Annotated in this window: 28 protein-coding genes; 17 read left to right on the top strand and 11 right to left on the bottom strand. The window is 34.9% G+C overall.

The window, feature by feature from the left end; all coding sequences use genetic code 11:
• Nucleotides 1-23 precede the first annotated feature (23 nt).
• Nucleotides 24-230, bottom strand: coding sequence for a histone family protein (locus tag QZV03_RS01780; RefSeq protein WP_296873997.1), 207 nt, complete (start codon nt 228-230; stop codon nt 24-26).
• Between the two features lie 239 nt (nt 231-469).
• Between QZV03_RS01780 and hisG the strand changes: the two genes are divergently transcribed.
• Genes hisG through pyrB form a run of 3 tightly spaced genes read left to right on the top strand, consistent with a single transcriptional unit; the run spans nt 470 to nt 2,752 of the window.
• On the top strand, nt 470-1,330 hold the full coding sequence (gene hisG, locus QZV03_RS01775; protein WP_296873996.1) for an ATP phosphoribosyltransferase: 861 nt from the start codon (nt 470-472) through the stop codon (nt 1,328-1,330).
• A complete protein-coding gene (locus QZV03_RS01770) occupies nt 1,327-1,824 on the top strand; it encodes a flavodoxin domain-containing protein (RefSeq protein ID WP_296873995.1) in 498 nt (165 codons plus the stop codon). The genes hisG and QZV03_RS01770 overlap by 4 nt, the downstream gene beginning before the upstream one ends.
• Complete coding sequence (gene pyrB, locus QZV03_RS01765) at nt 1,817-2,752, top strand: aspartate carbamoyltransferase (protein ID WP_296874020.1); 936 nt, start codon at nt 1,817-1,819, stop codon at nt 2,750-2,752. Before QZV03_RS01770 ends, pyrB begins: the two co-directional genes overlap by 8 nt.
• On the opposite strand, the gene QZV03_RS01760 is transcribed toward pyrB, so the two are convergent.
• Nucleotides 2,745-3,911, bottom strand: coding sequence for an orc1/cdc6 family replication initiation protein (locus QZV03_RS01760; protein ID WP_296873994.1), 1,167 nt, complete (start codon nt 3,909-3,911; stop codon nt 2,745-2,747). The genes pyrB and QZV03_RS01760 overlap by 8 nt on opposite strands.
• A 645-nt stretch (nt 3,912-4,556) precedes the next feature.
• Nucleotides 4,557-5,039, bottom strand: a complete 483-nt coding sequence (locus tag QZV03_RS01755; protein ID WP_296873993.1) for a DUF2299 domain-containing protein — start codon at nt 5,037-5,039, stop codon at nt 4,557-4,559.
• Between the two features lie 63 nt (nt 5,040-5,102).
• Here QZV03_RS01755 and QZV03_RS01750 point away from each other — a divergent pair, with 63 nt between their 5' ends.
• Complete coding sequence (locus QZV03_RS01750; protein WP_296873992.1) at nt 5,103-6,128, top strand: cobalamin biosynthesis protein; 1,026 nt, start codon at nt 5,103-5,105, stop codon at nt 6,126-6,128.
• A complete protein-coding gene (locus tag QZV03_RS01745) occupies nt 6,125-7,138 on the top strand; it encodes a cobalt-precorrin 5A hydrolase (protein ID WP_296873991.1) in 1,014 nt (337 codons plus the stop codon). The genes QZV03_RS01750 and QZV03_RS01745 overlap by 4 nt, the downstream gene beginning before the upstream one ends.
• Before the next feature lie 49 nt (nt 7,139-7,187).
• Here QZV03_RS01745 and QZV03_RS01740 read toward each other — a convergent pair whose 3' ends face one another.
• Entirely contained in the window at nt 7,188-7,436 is a 249-nt protein-coding gene (locus QZV03_RS01740) for a UPF0147 family protein (protein WP_292801448.1), read from the bottom strand.
• A gap of 145 nt (nt 7,437-7,581) precedes the next feature.
• On the opposite strand from QZV03_RS01740, the gene QZV03_RS01735 reads away from it, so the two are divergent.
• Nucleotides 7,582-7,749, top strand: a complete 168-nt coding sequence (locus QZV03_RS01735; protein WP_296873990.1) for a Met repressor — start codon at nt 7,582-7,584, stop codon at nt 7,747-7,749.
• Here the strand turns inward: QZV03_RS01735 and QZV03_RS01730 are convergent.
• Both QZV03_RS01730 and QZV03_RS01725 read right to left on the bottom strand, forming a co-directional pair.
• Entirely contained in the window at nt 7,746-8,321 is a 576-nt protein-coding gene (locus tag QZV03_RS01730) for a class II aldolase/adducin family protein (protein ID WP_296873989.1), read from the bottom strand. The two genes, QZV03_RS01735 and QZV03_RS01730, sit on opposite strands and share 4 nt — an antisense overlap.
• A gap of 9 nt (nt 8,322-8,330) precedes the next feature.
• Nucleotides 8,331-10,100, bottom strand: a complete 1,770-nt coding sequence (locus tag QZV03_RS01725; RefSeq protein ID WP_296873988.1) for a DNA-directed DNA polymerase II small subunit — start codon at nt 10,098-10,100, stop codon at nt 8,331-8,333.
• 149 nt (nt 10,101-10,249) lie between these two features.
• On the opposite strand from QZV03_RS01725, the gene QZV03_RS01720 reads away from it, so the two are divergent.
• From QZV03_RS01720 to QZV03_RS01705, 4 genes are read left to right on the top strand one after another with little or no spacing between them, the layout of a single operon-like run.
• The gene (locus QZV03_RS01720) at nt 10,250-10,747 is read left to right on the top strand and encodes a hypothetical protein (protein WP_296873987.1); all 498 of its coding nucleotides are present in this window, start codon (nt 10,250-10,252) and stop codon (nt 10,745-10,747) included.
• A 7-nt stretch (nt 10,748-10,754) separates the two neighbouring features.
• Nucleotides 10,755-11,828 (top strand): precorrin-3B C(17)-methyltransferase, encoded by a 1,074-nt coding sequence (gene cobJ, locus QZV03_RS01715; RefSeq protein ID WP_296873986.1) that lies wholly within the window; start codon nt 10,755-10,757, stop codon nt 11,826-11,828.
• An 11-nt stretch (nt 11,829-11,839) separates the two neighbouring features.
• A complete protein-coding gene (locus tag QZV03_RS01710) occupies nt 11,840-12,439 on the top strand; it encodes a potassium channel family protein (protein WP_296873985.1) in 600 nt (199 codons plus the stop codon).
• Between the two features lie 33 nt (nt 12,440-12,472).
• Nucleotides 12,473-13,738 carry a magnesium transporter gene (locus tag QZV03_RS01705; RefSeq protein ID WP_296873984.1) on the top strand — a complete coding sequence of 422 codons (1,266 nt, stop codon included), beginning with the start codon at nt 12,473-12,475 and terminating at the stop codon, nt 13,736-13,738.
• Here the strand turns inward: QZV03_RS01705 and QZV03_RS01700 are convergent.
• Together QZV03_RS01700 and QZV03_RS01695 are read right to left on the bottom strand one after the other, a co-directional pair.
• Nucleotides 13,735-14,586, bottom strand: a complete 852-nt coding sequence (locus tag QZV03_RS01700; RefSeq protein WP_296873983.1) for a hypothetical protein — start codon at nt 14,584-14,586, stop codon at nt 13,735-13,737. The genes QZV03_RS01705 and QZV03_RS01700 overlap by 4 nt on opposite strands.
• Complete coding sequence (locus tag QZV03_RS01695) at nt 14,573-15,526, bottom strand: hypothetical protein (RefSeq protein WP_296873982.1); 954 nt, start codon at nt 15,524-15,526, stop codon at nt 14,573-14,575. Before QZV03_RS01695 ends, QZV03_RS01700 begins: the two co-directional genes overlap by 14 nt.
• A 172-nt stretch (nt 15,527-15,698) precedes the next feature.
• Here QZV03_RS01695 and QZV03_RS01690 point away from each other — a divergent pair, with 172 nt between their 5' ends.
• The 5 genes from QZV03_RS01690 to amrS all read left to right on the top strand — a co-directional run bounded on the left by QZV03_RS01690 (nt 15,699) and on the right by amrS (nt 19,403).
• Nucleotides 15,699-16,097 (top strand): Zn-ribbon domain-containing OB-fold protein, encoded by a 399-nt coding sequence (locus QZV03_RS01690; RefSeq protein WP_296873981.1) that lies wholly within the window; start codon nt 15,699-15,701, stop codon nt 16,095-16,097.
• Complete coding sequence (gene cfbA, locus QZV03_RS01685; RefSeq protein ID WP_296873980.1) at nt 16,069-16,983, top strand: sirohydrochlorin nickelochelatase; 915 nt, start codon at nt 16,069-16,071, stop codon at nt 16,981-16,983. The genes QZV03_RS01690 and cfbA (QZV03_RS01685) overlap by 29 nt, the downstream gene beginning before the upstream one ends.
• Before the next feature lie 81 nt (nt 16,984-17,064).
• The gene (cfbA, locus tag QZV03_RS01680; RefSeq protein ID WP_296873979.1) at nt 17,065-17,565 is read left to right on the top strand and encodes a sirohydrochlorin nickelochelatase; all 501 of its coding nucleotides are present in this window, start codon (nt 17,065-17,067) and stop codon (nt 17,563-17,565) included.
• 55 nt (nt 17,566-17,620) lie between these two features.
• Nucleotides 17,621-18,544 (top strand): thiamine-phosphate kinase, encoded by a 924-nt coding sequence (gene thiL / locus QZV03_RS01675; protein WP_296873978.1) that lies wholly within the window; start codon nt 17,621-17,623, stop codon nt 18,542-18,544.
• Nucleotides 18,531-19,403 (top strand): AmmeMemoRadiSam system radical SAM enzyme, encoded by an 873-nt coding sequence (amrS, locus tag QZV03_RS01670; RefSeq protein WP_342764217.1) that lies wholly within the window; start codon nt 18,531-18,533, stop codon nt 19,401-19,403. Before thiL ends, amrS begins: the two co-directional genes overlap by 14 nt.
• A 27-nt stretch (nt 19,404-19,430) precedes the next feature.
• On the opposite strand, the gene QZV03_RS01665 is transcribed toward amrS, so the two are convergent.
• Nucleotides 19,431-20,687, bottom strand: coding sequence for a UbiD family decarboxylase (locus tag QZV03_RS01665; RefSeq protein ID WP_296873976.1), 1,257 nt, complete (start codon nt 20,685-20,687; stop codon nt 19,431-19,433).
• Between the two features lie 8 nt (nt 20,688-20,695).
• Nucleotides 20,696-21,718, bottom strand: coding sequence for a 5-(carboxyamino)imidazole ribonucleotide mutase (gene purE, locus QZV03_RS01660; RefSeq protein ID WP_296873975.1), 1,023 nt, complete (start codon nt 21,716-21,718; stop codon nt 20,696-20,698).
• Nucleotides 21,719-21,914: 196 nt separating this feature from the next.
• Here purE and QZV03_RS01655 point away from each other — a divergent pair, with 196 nt between their 5' ends.
• Both QZV03_RS01655 and QZV03_RS01650 read left to right on the top strand, forming a co-directional pair.
• Entirely contained in the window at nt 21,915-22,190 is a 276-nt protein-coding gene (locus QZV03_RS01655) for a hypothetical protein (RefSeq protein WP_296873974.1), read from the top strand.
• Nucleotides 22,187-22,609 (top strand): MarR family transcriptional regulator, encoded by a 423-nt coding sequence (locus QZV03_RS01650; protein WP_296873973.1) that lies wholly within the window; start codon nt 22,187-22,189, stop codon nt 22,607-22,609. Before QZV03_RS01655 ends, QZV03_RS01650 begins: the two co-directional genes overlap by 4 nt.
• Here QZV03_RS01650 and QZV03_RS01645 read toward each other — a convergent pair.
• Entirely contained in the window at nt 22,606-24,753 is a 2,148-nt protein-coding gene (locus tag QZV03_RS01645) for a Tex family protein (RefSeq protein ID WP_296873972.1), read from the bottom strand. The two genes, QZV03_RS01650 and QZV03_RS01645, sit on opposite strands and share 4 nt — an antisense overlap.
• Nucleotides 24,754-24,857 lie beyond the last annotated feature (104 nt).

The following is a 24,857-nucleotide window of genomic DNA, read 5'->3' as shown; positions in this document are numbered from 1 at the left end:
AAAAAGAAATAGCTAAAAACTATTTATAAGTTTTTGATAGCTAATTTAATATCTTCTGCTTTAACAGTTTTACGTTTTGCAACTTTAGCAACATTGTTAGCTTCTTTAGCTACGTCACGTGCAACTTCTTCTAAGTATGCTGCTAATTCAGCTTTTGCATCTTCGCTAACTCTTTCAGCACCAGATTCTTTAATGATTCTTGCGATAGGAGCTTTTGGTATTTCAGACATATTTTTCACCTCACAAAATTCAATTAAAACTTATTACTAACATCGTTAATAATAAGTTAAATAAGATATAAGATTTCCTTATATTTAAATATTTTGCTAAATTATCCTATAATTTTAAAATAAGTTTAAAATATTTCCAATTTATTAAAAATAAAAGTATTAAAATATATATAAAAACAATAAAGATATTAATAACAAGTTTTATATATAATAACAGAAAAAATGTAGAGAAGATTAAAATGAAAATAAAAATTGCAGTTCCTTCCAAGGGAAGAATCAGTGAGCCTTCTATAAACATCCTAGAAAAGGCAGGATTAGGTTTAATCGATAAAAACAATCGTAAATTAATTTCAAAAACATTTAATGAAGATATAGAAGTTATGTTTGCAAGAGCATCAGATATTCCTGAATTTGTCAATGATGGTGTGGCCGATATGGGAATAACCGGTGTTGATTTAATCAATGAATCTGAAGCGGATGTCAGCGAACTGTTGGATTTAAGATTTGGACAGACAAAACTGGTCATTGCAGCTCCTGAAGAATCAAACATAAACTCAATTGATGATATAACCAATGACATGAAGGTGGCAACTGAATTTCCTGTATTAACCCAAAAATACCTACAGGAAAAGGGATTGGATTTAAAGATTGTAAAATTAAGTGGATCTACCGAAGCCGCTCCGTTCATTGGAATTGCAGATTTGATTACAGACCTGACAAGTACAGGAACCACACTTAAGATGAACCATCTAGAAATAATCGACGTAATTTTGGAAAGTACAATCAAGCTTATCGCTAACAATGAAAGCTTAAAAACCAAAAAAGAACTTATTGAGTCTGTAAGCACAAGTATAAAGGGTGTACTTGATGCGGACAGAAAGAAACTCATCATGATGAATGTGGATGAGGCTGACCTGGATAAAGTTAAAGAGGTAATGCCGTCAATGGGTGGTTTGACAATTTCAGAAGTACTGTCAGATAAAAAGACCGTCGCTGTACAGGCAGTTATTGATGAAAAACAAGTATTTGAATTGGTCAATGACTTGAGAAATGCCGGCGCCCGTGATATTTTAGTCGTGCCGATTGAAAGAATCATATGAGAATTGGAATTATATACACTACAACTAACAAATCAACAAAAAAATCCTGTAAAATACTTGAAAGAAAAGTGAATGCGGAGGTACAGCTTATTCCGATAGACTTGGCCAAAAATGACTGCATCATTAAATACAATTTTTTGATTCTGGCTGCATCAGCTTTAAATGGCAATGTACAAAGTTCACTGAAGAGATACATTTCCAAAAACATGAAAAACCTAAAGGAAAAGCCATTAGGATTGATAATAAACTGTGAAGAGGATAAAAACAGATTTAATGATACTTTTTCTGAAGAATTGGTTAATTCATCAAACATTTACTCAAATTTCGGTTATGAATTGGATGCTGATGAGGGAAATTTTTTTAAAAAGATAAAGACAAATAAAATAATTGAAAAATATCAAGATCTTGATATGGAACTTCCAAGCTTAAACATTAGTGAAATAGATAAGTTTGCCGACTACATGAATAATCTTATTGAAAAAAGGGTTGATTAAAATTTTCAGATTAAAAAACATAATTTCAATAAAAGACTTCAATAGAGAAGATATTGAATACATACTTGAAGAAGCGTCAAAACTAGAAGATATTGCACAATCTAGAAAAATTTCAGAAGAGTTAAAAGGAAAAATTTTGGGTTTAATGTTTTTTGAACCATCCACCAGAACAAAAATGTCCTTTGAAACAGCAATGAAACGTTTGGGAGGACAGGAAATAGGTTTTGAAAATAGTGGATCCAGTTCCGTTTCCAAAGGTGAAAGTATTGCGGATACTGCAAAAATGTTTGAGGGATACTGTGATGCGCTTGTAATCAGGCACGAACTTGAGGGAGTTTCAAAATTCATATCAGATGTGGTAAATGTTCCAGTAATCAATGCAGGTGACGGTGCAGGCCAACACCCAACCCAGACACTTCTAGATTTATACACAATCAAAAAGGAAATAGGTAAACTTGACGATTTAAAAATCGCTTTAATCGGTGATTTAAAGTATGGACGTACCGTACATTCTCTATCAAATGCTCTAACTCTTTTTAACAATATCAAAATTTATCTGGTATCACCTAAAGAGCTTAAAATGCCTCAGGAAATTCTTCATGACTTAAACAAAACCAATGTTGAATATGAGGAAGTTGAAAACATTGAAAAAGTCATTGATGATGTCGACGTTTTATATGTAACCAGAATCCAAAAGGAACGTTTCATTGACGTTGACGATTACTTAAAAATAAAAGGCGCATATATAATCAACAAAAAAATGTTGGAAGGAAAGGATTTGATTGTTATGCATCCACTGCCTAGAATTGATGAGATCGATACCAATGTGGACAATACAAAATACAACAAATACTTCGCCCAGGCAGCAAATGCCGTTCCGGTCAGGATGGCTATTCTAAAAACATTAATAAAAAACAACCCTAAATAGTGTATAGAGCTGTTTCGAGTAATGTTTCATCACATTGAAGTTTGATGATGTTGGTTCTACCTTTTCCACGTCCGCGTGAAACGGTATTTGTTGAAATAATTCCAAGCATTTCAAGTTCATTGATAAAGTCAAAAATTCTTCTATAGGTTACTGCATCGCTTTTGGAAATGTCAGTGTATGATTCATACAGTTTTCCTGAAGTGATTTCCTCTTTTTGTTTAGTTAAATTCAAAATTGCTTCAAGGACCCTCTGCTGTTGAAGTGGAAGGGTGGTTATTATTTCGGTTATTTTATTGTGTTCTATTCTGTCTTTAGCTTTCACAACATGTTCGCTTGTAACTTTTTCTGAAAATTCATCGAAAGCCAATTCACCAGCATTTTTAAGTAAATCCAGAGCATATCTTGCGTCACCTTCTTCTTTGGCCGCCATTGCAGAACATAATGGAATGACATCACCTTCAAGTACACCATCCCTGAATGAGAGTTGTGCCCTTTCATTCAATATATCTGACAATTGGTCTGCTCCGTAAGGTGGGAAAACAATTTCCTTATCATTTAAACTGCTTGTAACTCTTGATTTGATTAGATTCTTAAAGTCAAGGTAATTACTGATTGATAAAACCGCAACATTATCTGTTCTTGTCAGTGTATATAATATTCCGTCGCCGTCTTTTTCAAGAAGTATATCGATTTCGTCCAGGATAACTATAAGATGCAATTTTTTACCAAATGCGTTTGTTCTAAAAAGGGTTCTGAATGCCTTTACAACTTCAGCCTTGGTCCAACCACGGTTTGGAACATCCCTTCCTAAACGATTACATAACTCTGCAATAACCTGATATTCGGTTGTGTAGTCGGTACATCTTATGTACTCGATTTTCACAAAAATATTATCTTTATCAGCCGCTTCAATCAACTGTTCACGTGCAAATTTGGAGGCTGCTGTTTTACCGGTACCTGTTTTACCGTATAGTGTCACATTTGATGGAGTAACATCATTCAAAACATCAACCCATTGTTTAGCTATTTCTCTGATTTGATGATCCCTGTGAACAAGTTTATCTGGTAAAAATCTGTGATCTAAAGGTTTTTTGTCTTTAAAAATTGGATTTTCACGTCGGTTTTTAATAAGTTCTTCATCTTCAAAAATATTTCCCATATTTCCACCCTAATATTAACATTAAAAAAATAAAATGATGTAAGTATAATTTCCAGTGTTAATATTATAAAAGTGTTGATAAATAAAGTTTTGGATTAAACTTCGAAAAAATTGTAATAAATTTGAAAAAATCATGTGAAATTAAATCTCCTAAAATTCGTGAATAATGGAAATACAAACTAAATACCAATAAATTTAAATTAAAATAATTATGCATTCTTTAAACTTAATTTAAACATTAATAAGAAAATATTTTTTTAAAAATGAAATGGTTAAATTTCAAATAAAAGATATGAATTTCAAGTGTAAAAATCTCAAAAAAATATGAATTGACAGATGTCAAATCGTCTATTGGACACCACTTTTGAAAAATCTATCATGATTTGTCACAAAGACAGAGAGGTGTGTTTCAAGTGTAATGTATTTTTTCAAAATGCCGAAAATCAAGAGGTGTGTTTCAAGTGTAAAAAAATATGAAAATTTCAATAAAAATTGTAAATTATAAAAATAGGATTAATCAAACTTCAAAATCAAAAAATAAGGAAAATAAAAAAAGATATATTTCAAGTGTTACAGTTGAAATATACCCCTTCAGTCGCGAATATATTCGCAAAAGTGTTTCACTTGAAATGCATCTCCCTCTCTCTAGATGAACATGTCATTCTGATTGGAAGGTGAGGCATTAAATTGTTGGCGACCAAACTTTTGGTCGATTAACCAGATACAATGTAATTTTGATTTAAAAACACGTTTAATGGTTCTAATAAATTCATTTTTATTCAAACCGTCTTCAAACAATTGTTCAGTTACAACAAATTGCTGCAAGATATCCTGTGCAACCTGAAGTTCAAAATCAACCAGGAACTGATTCAAACCAAAGTTCAATTCCATAAGAAAGTCTTTCCTGGTAATATCATCACTAGCCTTCATCAAATCCATATGTTGAGGAGCAACTTGTGTAGCGCAGGCAATAATCAAACAGTCCTTATCTGTTGGTTTAACGATATCCATTATGTTTTCTTTAGGAAATTCTATAATGTAGTGAAAATCTGCATTTTCGTCATATTTTGCTTCTCTTAACAAATCTTCATCTGTTAACCATTGTCTTACTTTTTCTTCAAGATCCATAATATCATCTTTTAAAAAAAATTTATAATAAATTATTTATTTTTTAATTATATAAATTAAACTATGATTAATATTAATGACATTATATTTTTTAATTTTAATACAATAAATTCATTTAATCTGTTTTTATTTATTACATTAAGTTTAATATTGTCATTAGCGATAGATTTGATATTTGGAGAACTTCCAACTAAAATACATCCTGTTGTTATAATAGGATCAATAATAAGTTTTTTTAAAAAAATATTAATTGGAATTAAAAGCAGACTGTCAGGATTAATATTGGTAGTGTGTGTATGTATTGTTGCAAGTGTAATATTATATGTTATATATCTTGTATCTTCACTCAACATGTTACTGTTTTCAATTGTTTTTATAGTGCTTTTATCATCAACATTTTCAGTGAAAATGCTATTGCAGACAGCTGCTGATGTTAAAGATGCACTGGACATTAGCATTGACAAGGCAAGGCAGCTTGTATCATACCTGGTGAGTCGTGACACAGAAGAGCTGACAGAATCATTCATTGTTTCTGCATCTATTGAAAGTCTCACAGAAAACATCACTGACTCATATGTTGCACCTGTTTTTTATTACTTTATTTTTGGTCTAATAATATTATATTATCCTTTAAATGATTATTTATATTATTTACTGCTGATACCAATGTTATACAGGATTTCAAACACTCAGGATGCAATGCTTGGTTATGAAACTGATGAGCTTAAGAATATCGGTTTTTTCCCGGCAAAAATCGATGATATATTAAATTATATCCCTGCCAGATTGTCAGGACTATTTGTTGTATTGGCAGCTTACCTGTTAAGGCTTGACGGCAGAAATGCTTATAAAATAATGAGAAGGGATGCCAGAAAATGCCCTTCACCAAATTCTGGTTATACAATGGCAACAACAGCGGGAGCTTTGAATATTCAGCTGATAAAAAAGGATACCTATATTTTAGGTGATGACAATAAAGTAATATCAAAGGATGATATTACAAAGGCTGTTAACTTATCCAGATTGACAATTATCTTATTTACAATAACAATTTTATTATTATTAACATTATTCTATGTGATATTATGAAAATGGCAATCATATCAGTTTCCGATAAAGGTAGAACATTGGCATTGAAATTAAAGGATAAGTTGGATGATGATTCAACTGTAATAAGATGTGACCTGTATCACAAGAATGTTAAAAATTATTTTCCGGTTCTATTCTATGAATATGATGCAATAATTGCCATTATGGCATCAGGAATACTGATAAGATCAATTGCTCCATTGGTTGAATCAAAAGTCACTGATCCTGCTGTTTTAAACATCGATGACAATGGCAACTTTGTCATATCAACACTTTCGGGCCATCTCGGCGGTGCAAATGAACTTGCACATAAAATTTCAGGACTTATTGACGCAACACCTGTAATCACAACATCAACCGATGTCAACAAAAAGCTTGGTATTGATGTTTTGGCAAAGGACCTCTATTTGACAATTGACAATACAAAGGAAATCTTGTATTTCAACAAGGCAATTCTTGAAGGCAATGAACTGTCATTTACCATCAATCCAAATAAGAATTTCGATTATCTGTTTGAATACTTGAACAATAATACACTTGAAATCGACCTCTCGATTTACTACTCATCAAAGATAAGTGTTGATGAAATACATGTTGAAATCGATGAACATAAGATAATTTTAAAAGAGAAAAAGATTGTAGTAGGTATCGGATGCAGGCGTGGAAAGGAATGTGAAAAGATTTATGATGGGTTAAAAAAATCACTGGATGATTTGAATATCATGCCTTCACGTGTCAACATGCTAACCTCTGCCGAGATAAAAAAGGACGAAAAGGGAATATTGGAATTGTCAGATAAACTAGAAATTCCCGTTGAATTTGTGGAAATCGATAAATTGAGATTGTTTGAATCCCGTGATGTTACCAAATCTGATTTTGTATACTCAAAGTTCGGCATCTATGGAGTATGTGAACCTTCAGCACTGATAATGGCAGGTTTCGATTCAAAATTAATTTATAAAAAAACATCATATGACGGCATTACAATATCAATTGCCGTTTCCAATTAATTATTTATATAAAAATATTTAAAAAAAAGAGTAAATTTAGAAAGCTAGTTTAAATAGCTTCTAATTTAGATAAAACTTCCCAAATTAAAGTTCTGGCATGCACTGGTATATTAGGGTCGTTACTGATTTCATCTAATTTCCCAAGAACAGTACTTATTCTTACGGATTGATCTTGTTCATCATCTTTTAATAAGTCACAAGATTGATTAGCTGCTTCTCTAATGTTACGAGGTACAGTATTATTATCTGAAATGTAGTCAAGTATTTCACAGACCTCTTCGATTGCTTGGTTACTCATATTATATCCCTCCAAAATCAATAAACTTAAAACAAGTAAGATAACTATTATGTAAATATATGTTTCCAATGGATTTAAATAGTTTGTGGTAATTAGATAATTTTCGTAGAAAAATATATATTAAATTAAAAATGAATTATTATACATGTCAGATATAAGCAAAACTACAATAAACTTACCAAAGGATTTAAAAAAGGAATTAAAAAAAATTGCAATTGATGAAGAAACTTCATTATCCGGCTTAATCATAAAAATGATTGAGGAAGGAATGAAAAACAGAAACAAAACAGATGTAATTTCAGATGAAGATTAATCATTATCTTCAACTGAATTTAACATTAAAGTAATAAATTGTGTTTTAGCGGTCTCTTCAACGAATACCGCAAGAAGCATAGCCTCTCTTAAATCATCACTAACACAGATAACACCATGGTTTTTTAAAATCAGGACATCCTCATCGCCAAGTCCTTCACTAGCACTTTTTGCCAGTTCGTCACTTCCAGGTTTTTCATATTCGATGGACTGTAGATATTGTGTCTTGATCGCTCCAAATCCTTCGAGTCTTTTGAGCTTTTTATCTGAAAATGCAAAACCTGTTGCATATGGTGAATGGGTATGCACTATTGCTGTGACATCAGGTCTTTTTTTATAGATTTCAAGATGCATGTTTACTTCAGAGGACGGTTTTCCCTGTGTAAGCACGTTACCTTCCATATCCACTAGAACAATATCCTCCTCTGATAAGTTGGACAATGATTTCAAAGTAGGGGTGATTGCCACTACATCTCCGAATCTTTCACTGATATTACCGGCCTTTCCGGAAACAAGGCCCTTGTCATAGATTTCATTTGAAACTTCAATAATTTCATTAACATTTTTTTTCATCAAATAACCTCATATGAATTTATAATGTTTGTATTTTCCCTTATGAATGATAGGCACTTCTGCAGGAGTTGGGTTGATGTTATAGATTTTCTGGAACTCTGTCTGTGTCTGAAAAGTACCTGAGTTGATTAAGTGAACGCCCTTGAATCTTTTGTAGCTGTTAATGTGAATGTGGCCTGTGTGGAAAATATCAGGAACCTCATCTATTACAAGGTAGTCTTCAAGTTCTGATGCTAGTGGAGTTCTTTCACCATAGAGCGGTGCAAGGTGTCTTTTCTTTAACAGTTCTTCCATGATCAATTCACTTTTTTCATACTCGAATTCCTTAACTGCCATTACCATGTCGTCAAAGCTACGTCCGTGGTAGATTAAAACATTAATACCATCAAGTGATACTACACCAGGGTTTGAGATAAATTCAACGTTGTCAAGTTCATACAATGCCTTAGCATACTCTTCAGGCACTGCAGGCTGTGGTTCAGCCACTCTTGATGCGTCGTGGTTTCCTGGAGCGATAATGATTTTAATGTCGCTTCGGATATTTCCCAGAAATCTTGCAGCCTCATTGTACTGTTCTGTGATGTCCTTGATTGCAAGTTCCTTATCCTGGTTAGGATATACACCAATACCGTCCACGATGTCCCCACCGATAATAAGGTATTTTACATCCTCAGCAACTCTTCTCTGCTCCTCATCACCGGCTTCACAGTTAATCCAGTCAATGAACCTTTGGAATGCATCTTCAAGGAATGTCAGACTTCCTATGTGAACATCTGAAAGGAATACTATACCGAAATCCATTTCCTTGTCCGGTATCCTTAAGACACCCGGATTTATGATCTGCTGGCCGAATGCAAAGTTTCTGTCATCACTCTTGTTTGCAATGACACCCACAACCTCATCTTTAACAAGCTTTTCGGCTTCGGCAAACATTTCTTCGTTGTTTTTAGAAAAGAGAACAGATATGGTTCCGGTATCGTCTTCAAATTCCACGATCTTATGGCCGTTTTTACTGGTTCTAATTTCACGGACCATCAAAATCATGCTTAGGCTGTCCATTCCGTCATCGATATCTGCTATTTTGGTAAAATTCCTAAGTTCAGGCCTTCTTGATAGAATGTTGGCAAGCTTTTCATACCTGCTTTTGAAATAGGATATGAGGTTTTCAAGTTCACCGCTGGTATATGACTTTTTACTTGTATCCTGAATGATTTTAAAGTCATATGTAACGTTACTTTTCTGTTCGTTTCTTTTGAACTTGATTTTTGTATCCTTAATGGTTTCTGAAACCTTTTCGATTTCCTCATTTACATGTATTTCAGGTTTGTCAGATTCCTTTTTGAGATTTTCTATTGATGTCGGTTTTTTCACTTCAGTTTTTACATCGGGAGCTTCAGCTGTTTTTTCAACTTTCGGCTTTTCAGCAGAAGCGTTATTTACTTCAGCTGTTTTATTTGTGCTTTTTAAACCGACAATAGGTTTTTTTGCTTCAGTAGTTTTGTTTTCCGGCTGTGGTGTTTTATCAACTTTTTTTTCGTCTTTAATTAAAGTGTCCTGGTTACTGGTTTCTGGTGCAACTTTATTGCCTGTAATTTCGTCAACAGTTTCACCACTGACGCTAACAAGATCTTTAGAAGTAAACTTATCACTTTTTAATTTAACTATTAAATTTGATGCAAAATCTACAGGATTTTCTGCATTGATGACTTTATCATAAGCTTCAGGTGATAGGTTTATTCCCTTTTTTGCAAATTTTAATAGAATTTTATTAGTTGACATATTGTTAAAAAATTTATTTTTCTATGTTTATAAACTTTGAGAATTTTTGAAATCAATATTGTTTTGGGGTTGAAATTTGAGTTATATTTATTATATATTAAAAATATATTTTAACTTATTATATAATCTATATTAATGATTGTGATAAAATGGCAAGTAAAATACTAAAAGTTGTATTGATAATAGTGTTATTTATTGTATTTTTTGAATTAGGTCTTTTTAGTTCATATACTATTGTTACAGCCGAAGCTCCAAACGTTCAGGGATTGATTGATATGCAGGTTTCAAAAATCCAGGAAATGTTCAGTCCTGATAAGGTAAATGAGGCTTTAATCAAAGATCCATCTCCAGTTAACATAACCAACAAAAAAGATGTTGCGCTCAAGATGGAATCGCTATCGAAGGTTGATGGGGTTAATGTGGATTCAATGAACATTACAACATTTGAAGATACTGATAACAAGAATTTCACTGTAAATATTGAAGCGTTAGGTTATGCTTCACCAAATTCAACATCAGGTCAAATCGTTATAAGTCAGAACCCATCATATAAGGTTATAGCAACCGGTCATGCCTCATATAAGGAGAACGGTTTGAGAGTGGATGAAAATACAATTACAATAACTTCTGTTTTAAAATTGTACTAGTGATAAAATGATTAATGTAATAGGAATTGGCCAAAACCGCGAAAACATGACTTTAGGTGCCCTTAAAGCTATTGAGGAATCCGATGTCGTCATTGGTTATAAGAAATATATTAACCAGATTGAAGATTTGCTTGACGGAAAGGAAGTTGTAAAAAAAGGTATGGGTGATGAGATAGCACGTGCTGAATTTGCTATTCAAAAAAGTCAGGAAGGCCAAACCGTTTCATTAATTAGTTCCGGAGACCCTGGTGTCTTTGGAATGGCTAACGTACTTTATCAGATTGTAAGCAAATATGAAGATGTTGAAATAAAGGTTTATCCTGGAGTATCTGCACTGAACTATGCATCAAGCCATCTGGGAGCTCCATTGCATGATTTTGCTGCAATAAGCTTAAGCAATATTTTAACTCCAATGTCAGAAATAGAAAAGAAGTTGAGATATGCACTTGAGGCAAATCTAATCGTTGCAATATATAATCCCATAAGCAAAACACGTAAGGAACCTTTCAGAAGATTCAAGCAATGTGTTTTGGACATAAAGGGCGAAGATGCATTAATAGGCATTATTGACAGTACTTATGAACCTCCAAAACCAACTATTGTCAAGGTCAAAGACCTGACAGAGGACATCGTAAACATGTCCTGCACTCTTATAGTTGGAAACGATATAACCTATGTTCAGGATGACAAGCTAATAACACCAAGAGGATACGTTATAAGGTCAAAAATCCATCCGTTATCACAAAATCATTATGAAAAATTCTTGAATGGTGAAGTGGCACATGGTCCAAACAGGGAATGTGAATTTTATCCATGCCATTTTGAAGGCCAATACTGTGATTTCTGTTATTGTCCTTTCTATCCATGTGGAGATTCTGCAACCGGAGGGGAATGGATTAAAGGCAAAGGTGTATGGAACTGTACACATTGTCACTGGTTACATACAAAAGAACCTGTTGAATGTTTAAGAGAGCCTTTGGAAAACATTCTCGAAGAGGTTGAAGACCTAAAAACCAAGAAGAAGACATTATTAAAACTTAGAAAAGCATGTTTATTAAAAACAAATCCAAATGATCTTTAGGGGAATTTGAATTGTCAATCAAAAATCTTTTAATAGAAATGAAAAATATGTCGGAGTTAATGGTTGATTTAGCATATTCTGCTATATTGTTCAACAGTAAAGCGGCCGCTGAAGAAGTAATAGCTTTAGAAAATGAAGTTAACTCCATGAATTATGAAATCAAAAAAGAATCGTTAGTTGCTGCAAGATCATATGAAGATGCTGAAAAATTAACCGCTCTGCTTGAAATTGCAGAAGCTGCTGAAAGTATAGCAAATGCCGCAAAAGATTTAGCAGATTTAGTAATTACCGGATTCAAACCTCATCCTGTATTTAAGATGGTTATGGAAGAATCCGATAAAAGTATCGTTAGAGTGAAAATTGAAGAAAATTCAGATTTAGCAAATAATACATTAGGAGATTTATTGTTAGTTAATCGTACCGGTATGAGAGTAATTGCGATTAGAAGAGGAGTATCCTGGATATACGGTCCGGATAAACATACAACATTATTAGCTGACGATACATTAATTTTAAAGGGAACTGATGAAGGTGCTGATTTACTTGAAAAATTAGCGGCTGGAGCATGTTCCCTCGAAGATATTCCAGAAGAATTAGAAGACGAAGACTAGAGTTGATAAAAATGATTATAGGTAGTGATATTTGTGACAGAACAGCAGAAGAAGAATCGCAGTCCACTATCTATATTTTCAACATTTCCTGATTTTGTTAGTGAACACAACTCAATTATTAAGGAAAGCCTTTTGGCATTGCTTATTTGTGCAATAGGTGATTTATGTGCAGGTGTTATCTTAGGTAAGATGACATTTTTCCTTGAAACATTTCCGGGACTGTTAGTTATAATTCCCGGTGCGATAGGTATGAGAGGAAATATTTTTGGTTCATTCGCATCAAGGCTGTCAACCAACCTACACATTGGTATAATTTCACCTAAATTTGAATTTTCGGAAGAGTTAAATCACAATATCTTCTCATCATTTGTTCTGACATTGGTTTTATCACTGTTTTTAGCAATAGTGGCTAAGATATTATGTATTATATTTAACCAACCGTCAATGAGCCTTATTGATTTTATATTGATTAGTGTTATTGCTGGGATTATTTCAAACCTGATAATGCTTCCTATAACAATGTTTGTTTCATTCAAAAGCTTCCAGCATGGATGGGATCCAGACAACATTACAAGTCCTATCATTGCAGCATTCGGAGACTTGTTCACATTGCCTGCTATCATCCTATCAGTATTCATTTTGGATTTAATAAATTTTAATTATATATTTGAGGATATTGTTCTAGTTATAATATTGATTGCTGTTATTTTAAGCTTTATTTACTGCTATAGGTTGTCCTATGAAACAAATACCATATTAAGACAGTCCACACCGGTTTTACTTTTATGTTCCCTTTTGGGAGGGGCTGCCGGAGGAATTCTGAACTCTGCAGTTGAAACATTGCTGACTAATCCAAGTCTGTTAACACTGGTACCGCTATTCTCAGGCGAGTGCGGAAGCCTAATCAGTATATTGGGAGCAAGGATATCTTCAGGTCTTCACTCCGGTTTGGTGGAACCGTTCAACAGGCCTCAAGGAGAGGCGGTCCATAACTTTATAATAAGCTTTATTCTGGCTATTATAGTATTTCCGTTAATTGGTCTTTTGGCTGAAGGCTCTTCATATGCATTGGGTGTTGTTGGTGTAGGCTTTGACAAGATAGTTGAAATATCAACCTCAGCAGGCCTTATTTTAGTTGCAATAATGGTAATCATCGTTTATTATGTTTCAGTAACATCCTATAACAACAATCTGGATCCGGACAACATTGTAATTCCAATTTCAACCAGTATCACAGATTCAATTTCAAGCCTGATTTTAATTTCAATGTCCCTTATCTTTTTGGGTGTCCTGATTTAGTGCCAGGCACTTATTGTGAATTGGCATTCATTTGTTCTGAAGTAGTCATATTCTAGAAATTCCTTATTGAAATTTTTTGGAACGCTCACAAGCAAGACCTTTGCATTAGGCTTGTCAAGATGAATGAACACCACCGCACTGTTGTCATCATAGAAATCAATTTCATCATTCAAATAAACAGTATCTGATATCGCCGTTCGCCATGGCCTATCCTTAATGACCCTTGTTGAACTCACGACATATGAAATGTCATATTTTTCACCCGTATCCACCAACAGATAGTAGTCGGACTTTTTCAGGTTTCCCGGAAATACCTTAAAATAACAGCAGCTGTATTCGTCCTGAGGATGCTGTTTGTTGCATTTTCCCTTAATCTGGAAGTCATTTAACACATAACTTTTGTAGAAATCACATTTCACCAGCCGTGTAAGTGAATAGATGTCTTCACCGTTAGGGGTGTCACCTATTTTTACACTTGAAATACTACTCTTCTGCGGAGCCAGTTCCATGGATGTTTTGATTTTGGAGTCAAACAGTCTTTTGTTTACAAGATTATCGTAATCATTTCCAAGTGCAATCAGTTTGGCGTATGATATGCTGTTTGATATTACCTGGTCGTCATCATTTACAATTGCAAGACCTGGTGTACCCTTGCCATACTTGTTCCAGTCGTCGGGAACTCCAGGATTGTTAATAAGGTTGTCAACCACTTCGGATACCATTTTTTCCATGTTGTTTGTCTCCTGGGATTTTATAATCTTTTCAGTGGAGTTTTCAACTGAAGTTAAGATAACTCCAAATATTACAAGGATTATAATTAGGACCATGCTGATTTCAATAAGTTTCATTTGCAACCAACCCGTATTTTTTTCTGTGTGAGCTGTCCAAAATCAGGCTGTCCCAGTCATCGGGATTTATCTTCTCTCCATTGTAGTGGTCTGCAAATACTACATGATCTGAACATGAGAGTGATTCGTTTCCCAGGGGCGTATGAGTCTGTATAAATACTTCCATCCCATAATGTGGACATTTTCCTTTTCCTTCCAGTCTGCAAAGATAACAGCTTCCATCAGCACTTTCATGAAAGTATCCGGTATCAAGGCAATCTCTCAACACACCGGGATCTCCATGATGGACATAGGGGTCGTATGGACATTTTTTCATCGTCATCGGTGCCGTTGCCTCCAGATATGATTCTGGGGAATCAAAGTTGTGAAGAAGCATATAGGCAGATAATGCGGATTTGTAGTGAATCTTGTCGTCATATGCCATAATGCCCGATGCTATCGTAAGCTTTGCGATAGGAAGCGGGTCTCGCAAACCCTCTATTGATGAGTTGCTTTCAATTATTTCAGAAAACATTTCATTATCCTTTTTTCCATTCAATTTGACCTTAAACAATACTTTCCATGGACTGTCCGTTGGCTCGACAGATAATACCTCAGAACTTAATTCAATATCATACTTCTTTTTGTATTCCTCATTTTTATCGGATAATTTCTTGTTTAAGTTTTTCTTGATTTGGTCCTCACTGTCATGCACCGGCAGGCCGTTGTAAACTTTTTGTGTCGCTTCAGCTATTGAATCCCTTCCCAAAACTTCCAAATTTCTTGAATAGTCTTCAATGATGTATTTGAAGTTATCATTTGATTCACTTTCAAGATTTGTATTTTGAATGTAGTTTATGGTGGTTACAACGAAAATGGCTATTAACAGCAGCGACACAATTAATATGGCTGTTGTGCCAACAATTATGTTACCTTTTGAATCGAGTCTTTTAATTTTCATTTTTAAAAATTTAGTCTGTAATTTATAAATTAATTGTTGAAGTGCGACTGCATGATTTTGTGAAAATATGTTATTACATTTTGGCGAAAATGCACAAAAACAGTAATAAAAAAAATACTTTTTTATATTATTGAGGATAAATTATACTTATTGAAAATTATGGAGGCATTACATGTCAGATACTGTAAGAACATGGCGTCATATTCAACAAAGATATAATCTTATAGGTTCTAAATGTAACACTTGTGGAGAGTTATTCTTCCCATCTCGTGTAGTTTGTCCTAATTGTAGAAGAAAAGGAGACCTTGAACCATTCCAATTCTCTGGAAAAGGTAAAATATACACTTTTTCAGTAATCAGATCAGCACCTGATGACTTTAAAAAGTCAGCTCCTTATGCTGTAGCAGTAATTGAGCTTGAAGAAGGTGCAAAATTAACCTCACAATTAGTTGATTGTGATGTAGAAGACCTAGAAATAGGCGACGATGTGGAAATGGTATTTAGAAGAGTTAGAGAAGATGGTGAAGACGGAGTAATCTCCTATGGATATAAATTCAAAGTTATCAAATAATACCGGAGTAATTCTCGTAAGCCATGGAAGTACCCTACCTTACGCAGAAGAGGTATTTGTTGAGATTAAAGATAAATTTATCAAAAAAACAGGACTTGCAGCTGAAATCGGTTACATGAAAGTGTCCGAGCCAACAATTGCAGGTGCTGTGGAAATACTTAAAGACCAAGTGGATGATTTGGACAAAATCATTGCTTTACCTGTCTTTTTGGCTCCAGGAATTCATACCAACATTGATATTCCACAACTATTGGGTCTTGAACCTCTTGAAGTCGATCCAAGATGTCCTGATGGCAATTATCCGCCAGAACATTACTTATCAATCGCAGATGATGTTGACTTCGATGGTGAAATCGAACTTTTAGGTTCAATCGGACCAAGGGATGAACTCTTAGATATAATTGATAAAAGAATTGAAGAAGCTTTGGCTGAATCCAAACTGGATGACAGTGCAAAAACCGGAATTCTACTTGTAACCCACGGTTCAAGATTAAATTATAACAAGGAGTTTGCAACCGCATTATATAACAAATTCGAAAAAACCTGTGATTTACCATCCAGCTTTGGATTTATGGAATTATGCGGTCCAAGCATACCTGAATCCATCAATAAATTGGTAGATGAAAACGGATTGGAAAGATTGGTGGTAGTGCCTGTCTTTATCGCTCCTGGAATGCACACAACTCATGACATTCCACATATCCTCGGATTTTTGGAAGAGCATGAACACTCCCATTCACATTCCCACAGCCATGGACACGGTCATGACCACACTCATGATTTGACTCCAGTGGACTTTGACGGAGAAATATTGTATCCGGAGCCAATCAAGGCTGATGATATTTTAATTGATATTTTAATTAGTATGATAAATGAAAACGTATAGGTTTTCATATATTTTTTTGAAAAATTTTTCTTTCAAGATAACTTCAGTGAATTTAACTTATAATTTAATAAAGTGATAAATATGTCTGATAAAAAAACAGGAATTTTACTTTTAAGCCACGGTTCTAGATTAGATGATGGGGAAGAAGTAATTAAAGCTTATAAAGAAATGTATACGGAAGAATTTCCCGATATGCCGGTTGAATATGGTTTTATGGAAATAAGAAAACCAGGTATACCTGAAACAATCAACAAATTAACAAGTGAAAACGATTTGGATAAGATTATCGTAGTGCCTGTATTTGTCGCACACGGTCTTCACACCAAAAGGGACATTCCGCAGATACTTGGTGTAGAAAGTGATTTCGACCCTGAATCAATCTCAGGTGGTCATCATCACCACCATCACGGTCATGATCACGGTCATGACCACGGACACAGTCATGGACATCATCATCACCACCATCATGACCACGATGATGAAAAAATCGAATTTGATGGTGAAATCGTATTAACTGACCCATTGGGTATTGATACACGTCTATACGAAATAATTAAGGACAGAGTTTCAGATAATCTCTGAACTCCTTAACTTTTTTTACTTAACTTTATTTATTTTGAAATTTATACTAATATTCATGACTCTTAAAGTCTCCGATATTGGTGAAAAAGAATTAATAAAATACATTATATCTAATTCTAAGGACATTATTCCGGATGATACGGCAATTACCAGATTCGACTCCACCAATCTGATATCCACATGCGACATGCTAATTCAGTCAAGGCATTTTCCAGATAACATGTCTTATTTTAACATGGGATTCAAGGCTGTAACCGTAAATGTAAGTGACCTGGCAGCAATGGGAGCTGAACCTTTGGGATTTTTACTTGCAATCGCACTGCCAAAAAGTTTAGAAGTGGATTCATTTAAGGAAATCATTGAGGGAGTGTTGCGTGCCTGTGATTATTATCAAATTCCGTTAATTGGCGGAGATACCAATGAGGCATCTGAAATAATAATTACCGGAACCGCCCTGGGACTTAACGATAAGCCTGTGATGATGGATAACTATGGGATGGGTGATTTGATTTGTTTAACCGGTGATATAGGTCTTGCCGCATTGGGATTTGAACTGGATGATGTTAACAGTATTTACGCTCGAAAGGCTTTAAAGCCTGAAGCCCGTATAAAGGAAGGCATGATTTTAAAGGAGTATGCAACTTCTGCAACCGACATCACAGATGGACTTGCAAGTGAATTGTATGCCATAAAAAAGGAAGATTATGGGTTTATGATTTATGAGGAAATGCTTAATATCACTGATGAGTATAAAAATCTATCTGAAAGCCTAAACCTTGATTATCTTGATTTGATTTTAAATGTCGGCGAGGACTTTGAGCTGCTATTTACAATATCAAAGGAGAATTTGGAGAAGTTGCCGATTGACTGTATGGTCATCGGAGAGGTCACCGATTCGGATGTAATTGAGCTGACACGTGAAAACGGTTTTGTTGAGAGAATTGAAAATAGGGGTTATGAGCATTATGTTAGTGAGTAGGGATTTCTATAAGAAAAGTTCCAAGACACAAAAAATCAGATGTGAGATTTGTGCCAACTACTGTAAAATCACTGACGGCAATGTTGGGGTGTGCAGACAGCATAAAAACATTAATGGAGAATTGTTTGATGAATCATATGGAATAGTTTCATCACTGAGTCCAGATCCAATTGAAAAAAAGCCGTTCAATCAGTTTTTACCGGGAACATTTACCTATTCAATCGGAGGTTTTGGGTGTAATATGACATGTTTGCACTGCCAGAACTATATGATATCACATGAATATGATAAAAATTCTCGAGGTATTAAAATAACGCCAGAAGAGATTGTGGAAAATGCACTTAAATATAATTGTGACTCAATTGCTTGGACCTATAATGAACCTACGATACACTTGCCTTTCAATAAGAAAACTTCTATCCTTGCAAGGATGAAAAATCTCAAGGTGGTCTATGTGAGCAACGGATACTTTTCGGACAAGTCAATCGAGGAGGTCCTGACATTTGTCGATGCATTCAACATAGACTTGAAAAGCATGTCCAATGATTTCTACAAAAAGGTCTGTGGTGCAGAGTTGGATGTTGTTCTGGACAATTTGAGAAGGATTTACATGGAAGGCAAGCACCTGGAAATAACAAACCTCATCATTAACGGCCATAATGATTCAGTTGAAGAGATAACTCAGTTGTGCGATTTTGTAGTTGATGAACTCGGTCCTGAAGTTCCACTTCATTTTTCAAGGGCATTTCCATACTATAAGATGAATGACATTTCACCTACCAATCCTGAAATACTGTTCAAGGCACGTGAAATTGCACAGAAAAAGGGAATAAAAAGTGTCTATTTAGGAAATATTTAATATTAAAAAAAGAATTAAAAAGTTAGTTTATTCTCCAAAACTAACTCTTTCGAATTTTTCCAATGTCTTAAGTGACTTGGTAGCATCCACACCAATCTTTGTGGTTGTTCCGTCACTTTCAGCTACAGGATCTAAAGAAGAACCACGTACATTAGGAACAATCATGATGTCACGGTCACCTTTAACACGTGTAGCTATTGCATACTCGACATCTTCAGCATCGAATATGTTCACGTCAGTATCAACCGCAACACAGTGCTTGAGTGAAGGGTGTGCTGATAAAGCTGCCATTATTGCGTTTTTACCGTCACCTTCAGTCTGCTTGTTGATTGATACAACTGCATGTAACCAGCAGCAGCCTCCTTCGGTCAATACAACATTTTCAACTGTAGGGACCGCATTCTTAACAGCCTTGTAAATCCTAGGTTCCTGTGGAAGTCCTTGTAACAGCTTGTGTTCAAATCCTGCAGGAACGATTGCATGGTAAGCCGGATTTTCCTTTTTGATGTGCATTTTACTTAAATTGATGATTGGCTGGTCACGAATTATATCGTAAGTGTCGGTCAAATCAACGAATGGTCCTTCAGCAACGGTTTCGGTCACTGAAATCTTACCTTCCAATATAATGTCAGACTGTGGAACCTCCAGGTCTCCACATTTGATAAGTTCAAGTTCACCGTTTTTAAAGGCGTTTGCAACTTCCATCTCATTATAGTCGATTGGTATTGAGGTTGTACTAGCAAGCAATATCGCCGGATCCATTCCGATTGCTATTGCAATGTCCAAATCCTCACCAGCCTTTTGGGCATTCTGGAAGTAAGTGTAAAGGTTTCTTGGTACAATTCTGATTACTAACCTTTTATCGTCAAGTACCATCATACGGTGAATTGAAGCGTTTTGAATGCCGGTAACAGGGTCACGTGCAAACACTACGCCTGCAGTGATGTATGCTCCGCCATCACGTTTATAATGAGTTAAAATAGGGATTTTGCCTAAATCAATATCCAAGGTATCATAGTCTGAAAAGTCGGTGAACTTTTCAACTTTAACCGGATTTTCCATTGCGTCAATGATTTTTTCGGTAATCTCGGACACTTCACAGTTGATTGATTTTGCAATCTTGTCACGTGTATTGCAGATACCGGTAACAACAGGCATGTCATATCCCTTAACGTTTTTAACGATAACTGTGTCCTTAGGATATTCTCTTAAAACCTTTGAGATTTCATATTCGGTTGAAAGCTCATCGGTAATTTCTATAATGTTTTCATCTGTAAGATTCATATTAATCACTATAAGTTAATTTTTTTATCTTTTAATTTATCAAGAAGCTGTACAATTTCGGGATTGTCAATAGCGAGGATTTCACCTGATAATACTGCTGCGTTCTTACCGTTGTTTATTCCTACGGTTGCAACAGGAACTCCAGGCGGCATGCTGACAGTTGTGAGCCTGTAGTCATCACCATTTTCATTTGTACAAGGAACACCAATAACAGGTCTGGCGGTAAGGCCGACAATTCCACCGGTAACCTGTGAGGAGTTGGAACTTACTCCAATGAATATTTTTGCATTTTTCATGCATTTGACGTAATCTATGAATTTTTTGTTTGACCTGATTGGACAGACAACCTTCATGTCATGTGTGATTTTAAGCCTGTCAAGGATTGCAGCCACTTTTTTGGCAACAGGCATATCAGTCTGTCTTCCAATGATGATTGCCACTTCAGCATCCTTGTTTTTGCATCTTGCATTTTCTTCATCCCCTTCAATTTTATTGATTTCCAGGTCTTTGACCATTATAAAATCGTTATTGAGGAATGGTCTGTCGATTGCCTCTATAATGCTTTCATTGCTGTCAATCACTTTTTTAGCGTATTCCTTTCTTAAATCAATAACTTTCCTGTGGACTTCATCGTCATGCAATCCGATAAATTGGGCAGCCAATATTGCGGCATTGTCTCCCCTGTCTATTCCTACAGTTGCAATAGGGGATGGATAAGGCATTTGTATTATTGAATCCAATGCGTCCAAACCATCGGTTTTCACATCTACAGGCACACCGATAACCGGTCTGGGGGTATATGCTGCAATTGTACCTGGCAGGTGTGCGGCAAGACCTGCAATTCCAATAAATACTTCTATTCCAGCATCAGTACCCTGTTGCACGATTTCACGAACAAGATTAGGTGTTCTGTGTGCTGATGCAATTTTTAAAGAGTATGGTATTTCTAATTTGTCTAAAATGTCCATTGATTTTTCTGCAATAGCGATATCTGATCCACTTCCGAGAATAATCATTATTTTTGGTGTCATTTAAAAATCCCTTCTTGATAATATTTTTTAAACATAAATTATTTTATTCAAACTTATTTATAAATTTATTAAGATTTTTAAATATTGTCGTGTATTTGGAGAATTGATGTTGTATTATAAAATTTATATATTTTTATATAATTGTGTTGGTTTAAAACCAACAAATATATAAATATGATGATGGCTATAGTATAGCATGTCAAGGAAAGTTCAAAACAAAATTTTTGTTGGTGATAAAACGATTTATAGTGCCAATACTCCAAATGGGTGGTCAATTGTTATAATGCCCGATAATATTTTGATTGATAACTATCATACAGACTCTGTGCATATTCATCCAGACCCCAAAAATCATATTTTTAAGGTCAAGTTACGTCAACAAACTAAAGACGAGATTTTTGAAATCATTAAAGATTATTTGAGTGTTTCTGGAGTATTGGATGTGGAAGAATTGATGGAGATGTTAAAATGATTATTACATTGGTAAAAAAACAAACAGGATATGAATTCATCAAAGAGATGGAAGAAACATATAATTCCATCAATGAGCTAGAAAAACTTTTTAAAAGAACAAATAACATGAAAATGTATGTTGATTTGGAAAATTGGAATTATTATAGGGATAATCCTGATGAAATGATTGAAATCACTGAAAGTTTGATTACAAATAAATTATCTTTATCCGATTTGGATTTAACAATACTTAATACAATTAAACATGAAAAACCTAGAAGCATTAGAGATTTGGCAAATAAGATTAATAAGGATGTCAGTAACATTCAACCAAAGGTTAAAAAATTGGAAGAAGAGGGTTTTGTCAAATTTAAAACCGGAAACAAAAATAGTAAAATACCCTATCTTACATATGATGAAATCAAATTAGAAATTTAGATAATCATTGATAAGTTAATTCTATTTCTTTTAGTGTCAATATCCAAAACCTTTACCTCAACAATGTCTCCGACACTCACAATGTCTAATGGGTGTTTTACAAATTTATCGGCTACCAATTGTGAAATGTGCACCAATCCGTCCTGATGAACACCAATATCAATAAATGCTCCAAAATCCACTATATTTCTGACTGTACCCTGCATTATCATTCCGATTTCCAAATCGTCAATTGATAAAACATTTTTTCTAAGAATAGGTTTTGGCATGTCCTCACGAGGGTCACGACCGGGCTTTTTAAGCTCTTTTATAATGTCTTTCAATGTCTCCTGACCAACATCCAGCTCTTCTGAGATTTCCTTAATGTTGATGTTGTCCAATTTAAGATTTCTGTTTCCTATATCGTTTAGAGAATAATTCAGCTTGTCCAGGAGTTTATAGGTAACATCATATGATTCCGGATGGATTGTGGTATTGTCCAGAGGATATTCTGGATTGTCGATTTTGATGAAACCTGCACACTGCTCATATGTCTTTTTACCTAACTTTTTAACCTTCAAAAGTTCCTTTCTGTTGGTGAAGCTTCCGTTTTCCTCACGATATGTGATGATGTTTTTTGCGGTTGTGTTGCCTATTCCTGAAACGTAGTTTAGAAGGCTCACAGAAGCAGTGTTCAAATCGACACCCACCTCGTTAACCACCTTTTCAACAACACCTGTCAGTGACTCTGTCAGCTGCTTTTGATTCATGTCATGCTGGTACTGGCCGACACCAATGGATTTCGGATCAATCTTTACAAGTTCTGCCAGTGGGTCCTGCAGACGTCTTGCAATGGAGACCGCACTACGCTCCCCTTCGGAATAGTCTGGAAATTCCTCATCGGCAAGCTTTGATGCTGAGTAAACTGAAGCACCTGCCTCATTGACGATGATGTATTCGACGCTTGTCCCCTTGATAATTTCAGCAACAATCTCTTCTGATTCCCTTGAGGCGGTACCGTTACCTATGGCTATAACGTTAATGTCATATTTCTGAATCAGTTCCTTCACGGTTTTAACTGATTCGGCAACCTTATTTTGTGGTGCTGTCGGATAAATCAAGCTTGTATCTAGGACTTTGCCTGTCTGGTCAATTATTGCCAATTTGCACCCTGTCCTGAAAGCCGGATCCCATCCCAAAATGGTTTTTCCAACCAATGGGCTTTCCATCAGGAGCTGGTTCAGGTTGCGGGCAAATACCTTGATTGATTTTTCCTCGGCCTTTTCGGTTAGGAAATTTCTGATTTCACGTTCAATTGCAGGTGAAATCAATCTTTTATATGCATCTTCCACGGCATCTTTAATTATTGGGGTAGTATATCTATTGTATTCGATTTTTTCAGGAATTTTTGATATGTTTTTAAGCATATGGCGATTCAGATATTTCAATATCTCATCTGAATCACATGTCAGCTTTACTCTTAAAACCCCCTCATTTTCACCACGGTTTATCGCAAGAATCCTGTGCGGAGGTATTCTTTTAATGTTTTCTGTGTAATTGTAGTAGAGGTCATACTCGGTTGAGGTGTCCTTGTCCTTTGCCTTTGTTTCGATTTGACCGGTATGGAAGGTGTTCTGTCTGATTTTTTTTCTGAATGTTGAATTGTCGGAAACTATTTCAGCAATGATGTCCTTTGCACCGTCTATTGCCTCATCCGGTGTCTTGACCTCATCGGTAACGTATTTTTCGGCTATTTTTTTGACACTTTGCTTGACGTCCTGTCTTAATATTATTTGGGCAAGTGGTTCAAGGCCCTTATCACGTGCCTTTGTGGCTCTTGTCTGTTTTTTGCTTTTAAACGGTCGGTATAAGTCTTCAAGTTCAACCAATGTTTCTGCCCTTGTGATTTGTGTTTTCAACTCATCATCTAATTTGCCAAGCTCATCTATTCTTTTGATGATTTTTTCCTTTTTGTCCTCAAGGTTTCGCAGGTATTTCAACCTTTCATCAAATTTCCGCAATGTTTCATCGTTTAGGGAACCGGTCACATCCTTTCTGTATCTTGCAATGAATGGAATGGTGTTTCCCTCATCGATCAATTTGATTACCTTTTTTACCTGCCAGTTTTGAAGATTCAATTCCTTTTCAAGTGTTTTTACTATCATTAACTTACTACCTAAAATTCAATACAATGATATTGTATTGCAATTATTATTATACTTTTTTGAATTCAATTTACATTTGAGGGATTTTTATTTTTTACATAATT

The sequence above is a fragment of the uncultured Methanobrevibacter sp. genome (assembly GCF_902788255.1).
Taxonomy (GTDB): Archaea; Methanobacteriota; Methanobacteria; order Methanobacteriales; family Methanobacteriaceae; genus Methanocatella.
The sequence above is the reverse complement of the archived record's forward strand: the minus strand, read 5'-3'. Positions and strand labels throughout refer to the sequence as shown.